Origin of the sequence: Pseudokineococcus marinus, from assembly GCF_013004605.1 — a bacterium.
GTDB lineage: Bacteria > Actinomycetota > Actinomycetes > Actinomycetales > Quadrisphaeraceae > Pseudokineococcus > Pseudokineococcus marinus.
This window is the reverse complement of sequence record NZ_JABEMA010000254.1, coordinates 1-4564: the sequence shown is the minus strand read 5'-3', so window position 1 is coordinate 4564 and position 4564 is coordinate 1. Positions and strand designations below refer to the sequence as shown.

Sequence of the window (4564 nt, the reverse complement as noted above, 5' to 3'; positions counted from 1 at the left end):
GTCCGGCCATGTGCCCCCCCCGGGCCGGACGCCCGTCCCGGCGACGGCACGGGGACCGGGCCGGCCGGGCCCGACGCGCTCGCCCAGGGGGCCCTGGCCGCGGAGCGGGCCCTGCTGGGCGGGGAGCCCTCGCTCTCGCGCCGCGAGGTGGCGACCGCCGCGGGGGTGCGGCTGCGGGACGCGCGGGCGCTCTGGCGGGCGCTGGGCCTGCCGAACGTCGAGTCCTCCGTGCCGGCGTTCACGCAGGACGACGTCGACGCGCTGGCCCAGGTGACCCGCCTCGTCGAGGACGTCCGGCTCGGCGAGGAGCGGGCGCTGGAGCTGGCGCGGGCGATCGGTCGGACGATGGACCGGCTGGCCTCCTGGCAGGTCCAGCTGCTGCTCGAGGAGACCGGCAGCGCCGACGAGGTGCCCGCCCGCCTGCAGGAGGTGGTCGAGGACCTCGGCCCGCTGCTCGACTACACGTGGCGCCGCCACCTCGCGCACGCGCTCGACCAGCTGGCCGCCGACCGGCTCGCCCGCGACCCCGCCATGACGGTCCAGCGCACGGTCGGCTTCGCCGACATCGTCGCGTTCACGAGCGTGGCCCGGCGGGTCTCCGAGACCGAGCTCGGCCGGCTCGTCCACCGCTTCGAGGTGACCGCGGCCGACGTCGTGGCGCGCCACGGCGGTCGGGTCATCACGATGATCGGCGACGAGGTGCTCTTCGCCTGCGCCCCGGGCGCGGCGCCGGCCGGGATCGCCCTGGACCTCGCGGAGGCGATGGACGAGGACCCCGACCTCCCGCGCGTGCGGGTCGGTCTCGCCACCGGGCGGGTCGTCGCCCGGCTCGGCGACCTCTTCGGCACCCCGGTCAACCGCGCGTCCCGGCTCACGGCGATCGCCCGGCCCGGCACCGTCCTCCTCGACGGCCCGACCGCCCACCCCCTGGTCGGCACGCCGGGGCTGGACCTGCGGCCGCTGCGCGAGCGCGAGCTGCGCGGGCTCGGTCCCGTGCGCCCCTGGCTGCTGCGCCGTTCGACGGCGGGGACGGGGACGGGGCCGGGGGTGGACACGGGCCCGGGCTCCGGCTCGGACCCGGAGGGGGCGGCGTCGCCGTCCGACGACGAGGCGCTCTGGCGCCTCGAGGGCCTCGGCGGGCCCTGAGGGCCACCCTCAGCGGCGCCCCGGACGGTGGTGCTGCCGGCGGGGCAGGCGGCGCACGAGGTCGAGGACGGCCCACCACGTCACGCGGACGACGGCCTCGCCGACGATGGCGGGCCCCATCTTCGAGCGGCCGGCGGCGCGCTCGACGAAGGTGATGGGCACCTCCACCACGCGGGCGCCCTCGCGGACCGCCCGCAGGGTGGTCTCCACCTGGAAGCAGTAGCCCGTGGAGCGCATGCCCGCGACGCCGACGCGCTCGAGCAGCTCGGCGCGGAACGCGCGGAAGCCGGCGGTGGCGTCGCGCACCCCGAGGCGCAGCGCCACGCGGATGTAGGCGTTGCCCCCGCGGGAGAGCAGCTGCCGACGGCGCGGCCAGCCCCGCGTGCCGCCCCCGCGCACGTACCGCGAGCCGATGGCGAGGTCGGCGCCGCCCGGGCCCACGGCGTCGAGCAGGGCCGGCAGGCGGTCGGCCGGGTGGGACAGGTCGGCGTCCATCTCGACGACGACGTCGTACCCGCGCTCGCGGGCCCAGGCGAAGCCGGCGCGGTAGGCGGCGCCGAGCCCGTCCTTGCCCGCGCGGCGCAGCAGGTGCACGCGCGGCTCGGGCCGGGCGGCGACGAGGTCGCCGCTGCCGTCGGGGCTCGCGTCGTCGACGACGAGGACGTCCGCGCCCGGCGCGGCGGCGAGGACGGCGTCGAGGAGCGCTCCGAGCGTGGCGGCCTCGTCGTAGACGGGCACGACGACGACGGCCCTCACGCGGCGCCGCCCGGCTCGGCACCGCTGCGCCCGGGCCCCGGGCGGTGGAGCTCCGTCCGGTGGAGATCCGTCCGGTGCGGCCCCGGCACGAGCAGGGCCTCCGACGGCGGGACGGGCGGTGGCCGGCGCCCCGGGACGTCGCGGAAGACGAGCGCCCGGTAGGCGACGAAGCGGAAGGCCGTGCCGAGGACGAGGCCCACGCCGTTGGCGGACACGTTGTCGGCCAGCACGCTGGTGAGCCCGAGGACGTAGTGCGAGACGGCGAGGCACGCCAGCGCGATGCCGGTGCCGCCGGCGTTCACGGCCAGGAAGAGGAGGAGCTCGCGCCGCGTGGAGCCCGTGGTGCGGTGGCCCCAGGTCCACCACCGGTTGCCGAGCCACGTGACCGCCGTCGCGACGACGGTCGAGACGACCTTGGCGGTGAGGGGCCGGTCCTCGAGCAGCCCGAGGGCCGAGGTCCGCAGCAGGGTGAAGACGCCGACGTCCACGACGAAGCCGGCGCCGCCGACCAGGAGGAAGCGCCACACCTCCTCGCCCACGTGGCGCGGGCGGCGGCGCAGCGCGCTCCGCCAGCGGCTCCCCGCCGGGGCCGGCTCTCCTGACGCCACCGCTCTCGTCCCCTCCGGCCCGCACCCTCGACACCCCGCACGCCCCGGTGCGCGCGGCCGGGCAGCGGCCGTGGCCCGAACCTACCTGCGCCTCCGGGACGCCCCCGACCGCCCGGGGCGCCCGGCTGCGGGCCGGGAGGGGTGAGGAGGCGGGCGGGGAGGCGCCGTGGGTCGGACGCGTCCGCCGTCGGTAGCCTCCGCGCGTGCGCCCCTCCCGCTGCCGCCCGCACCGCCGGTCCCCGCACGGGTCCGCCCGCCGGGGCCGTCCGCCCGTCGGGACCCGCCCGTGAGCGCCGCGGCGACCCCCGCCGACGCCGCACCGGCGGCGGCCGGGACCCGCACGGGCGCGGGTCCAGGCTTCCCCGTGGTCGCCGTCGTCGGCGGCGGGCAGCTGGCGCGGATGATGCAGCCGGCCGCCGTCGAGCTCGGCGTCGGCCTGCGGGTCCTCGCGACCTCCGCGGCGGAGAGCGCCGCCCTCGCCGTCCCCGACGTGCGCCTGGGCGCCCACACCGACCTCGCCGCGCTGCGCTCGGTCGCGGACGGCGCGGCCGCGCTGACCTTCGACCACGAGCACGTGCCGACCGAGCACCTGCGCGCCCTCGAGGCCGACGGCGTCGCCGTGCGCCCGGGGCCGGCCGCGCTCGTGCACGCCCAGGACAAGCTCGTCATGCGCCGCCGCCTCACCGACCTGGGCGTCCCGTGCCCGCGGTGGGCGCCCGTCGACGACGTCGACGCGCTCGTGGCCTTCGGCGACGGCGAGAACGACGGCGAGGGGGGCTGGCCGGTCGTCCTCAAGACGCCGCGCGGCGGCTACGACGGCAAGGGGGTGCGCGTCCTCGACGACGCGGCCGCCGCCCGGGCCGCGCAGGACTGGTTCGACGCCGCCGACGGACCCCTCCTCGTCGAGGAGGCCGTCCCCTTCGTCCGCGAGCTCGCCGTCCTCGTCGCCCGCAGCCCCAGCGGGCAGGCCTCGGCGTGGCCCGTGGTCGAGACCGTGCAGGTCGGCGGCGTCTGCAGCGAGGTGACCGCTCCCGCGCCCGGTCTCGACGAGGACCTCGCCGCGGAGGTCGTGGGGACGGCGCTGCGCGTCGCCGGCGAGCTCGGCGTCACGGGCGTGCTGGCCGTCGAGTGCTTCGAGACGGCGGACGGCCGCGTCCTGGTCAACGAGCTCGCCATGCGGCCCCACAACTCGGGCCACTGGACGCAGGACGGCGCGGCGACGTCGCAGTTCGAGCAGCACCTGCGGGCGGTGCTCGACCTGCCGCTGGGCTCGCCGCGCGCGCGGGCCCGCTGGACGGTGATGGCCAACGTCCTCGGCTCCTCCCGCGCGGACCGCGCGGCGGAGGAACCGGAGGCGATGTACCGCTCCTACCTGCACGTCATGGCGCGCGACCCGGAGGTCAAGGTGCACCTGTACGGCAAGGGCCCGCGCCCCGGGCGCAAGCTCGGGCACGTCACCGCGTGGGGCGACGACCTCGAGGACGTGCGCTCCCGGGCGCGGCACGCCGCCGCCTTCGTCGCGGGGGACATCGATGAGTGAGGGCCCGCTCGGCGCCGTCGTCGGCGACGGCGACCCGCTCGTCGGCGTCGTCATGGGCTCGGACTCCGACTGGCGCGTCATGGAGGCGGTCTCGACCGCCCTGTCCGAGTTCGCCGTCCCGCACGCCGTGGACGTCGTGTCCGCCCACCGGATGCCCGAGCGGATGGTCGACTACGGCCGCACCGCCGCCGACCGGGGGCTGCGGGCCCTCGTGGCCGGCGCCGGGGGAGCGGCGCACCTGCCGGGGATGCTGGCGGCGCTGACGCCGCTGCCCGTCGTGGGGGTGCCGGTGCCGCTGGCCCACCTCGACGGCATGGACTCGCTGCTGTCCATCGTGCAGATGCCCGCGGGCGTGCCCGTGGCCACGGTCTCCGTCGGCGGCGCGCGCAACGCCGGGCTGCTCGCCGTCCGCGTCCTGGCGGCGGGCGACGACGGGCGCGGGGCCGACCTGCGCGCGCGGATGGCGCGCTTCCAGGACGGGCTGCGCGCCGCCGCTGTGGTCCAGCAACCCGAC

Annotated in this window: 5 protein-coding genes; 3 read left to right on the top strand and 2 right to left on the bottom strand. The window is 78.7% G+C overall.

What is annotated here, in order from left to right:
• Nucleotides 1-1146 (top strand): adenylate/guanylate cyclase domain-containing protein (locus HLB09_RS13425; RefSeq protein ID WP_212771058.1); only part of this gene is annotated, 1146 nt, incomplete at its 5' end.
• Nucleotides 1147-1155: 9 nt separating this feature from the next.
• On the opposite strand, the gene HLB09_RS13420 is transcribed toward HLB09_RS13425, so the two are convergent.
• Entirely contained in the window at nucleotides 1156-1902 is a 747-nt protein-coding gene (locus HLB09_RS13420) for a polyprenol monophosphomannose synthase (protein ID WP_171203850.1), read from the bottom strand.
• The gene (locus HLB09_RS19455) at nucleotides 1899-2510 is read right to left on the bottom strand and encodes a GtrA family protein (RefSeq protein WP_212771057.1); all 612 of its coding nucleotides are present in this window, start codon (nucleotides 2508-2510) and stop codon (nucleotides 1899-1901) included. The genes HLB09_RS13420 and HLB09_RS19455 overlap by 4 nt, the downstream gene beginning before the upstream one ends.
• A gap of 286 nt (nucleotides 2511-2796) precedes the next feature.
• Here HLB09_RS19455 and HLB09_RS13410 point away from each other — a divergent pair, with 286 nt between their 5' ends.
• Together HLB09_RS13410 and purE are read left to right on the top strand one after the other, a co-directional pair.
• Nucleotides 2797-4050: a 5-(carboxyamino)imidazole ribonucleotide synthase gene (locus HLB09_RS13410; protein ID WP_322790184.1), complete on the top strand. Its 1254-nt coding sequence runs from the start codon at nucleotides 2797-2799 to the stop codon at nucleotides 4048-4050.
• Nucleotides 4043-4564 (top strand): 5-(carboxyamino)imidazole ribonucleotide mutase (gene purE, locus HLB09_RS13405; RefSeq protein ID WP_171203849.1); only part of this gene is annotated, 522 nt, incomplete at its 3' end. The genes HLB09_RS13410 and purE, both read left to right, overlap by 8 nt.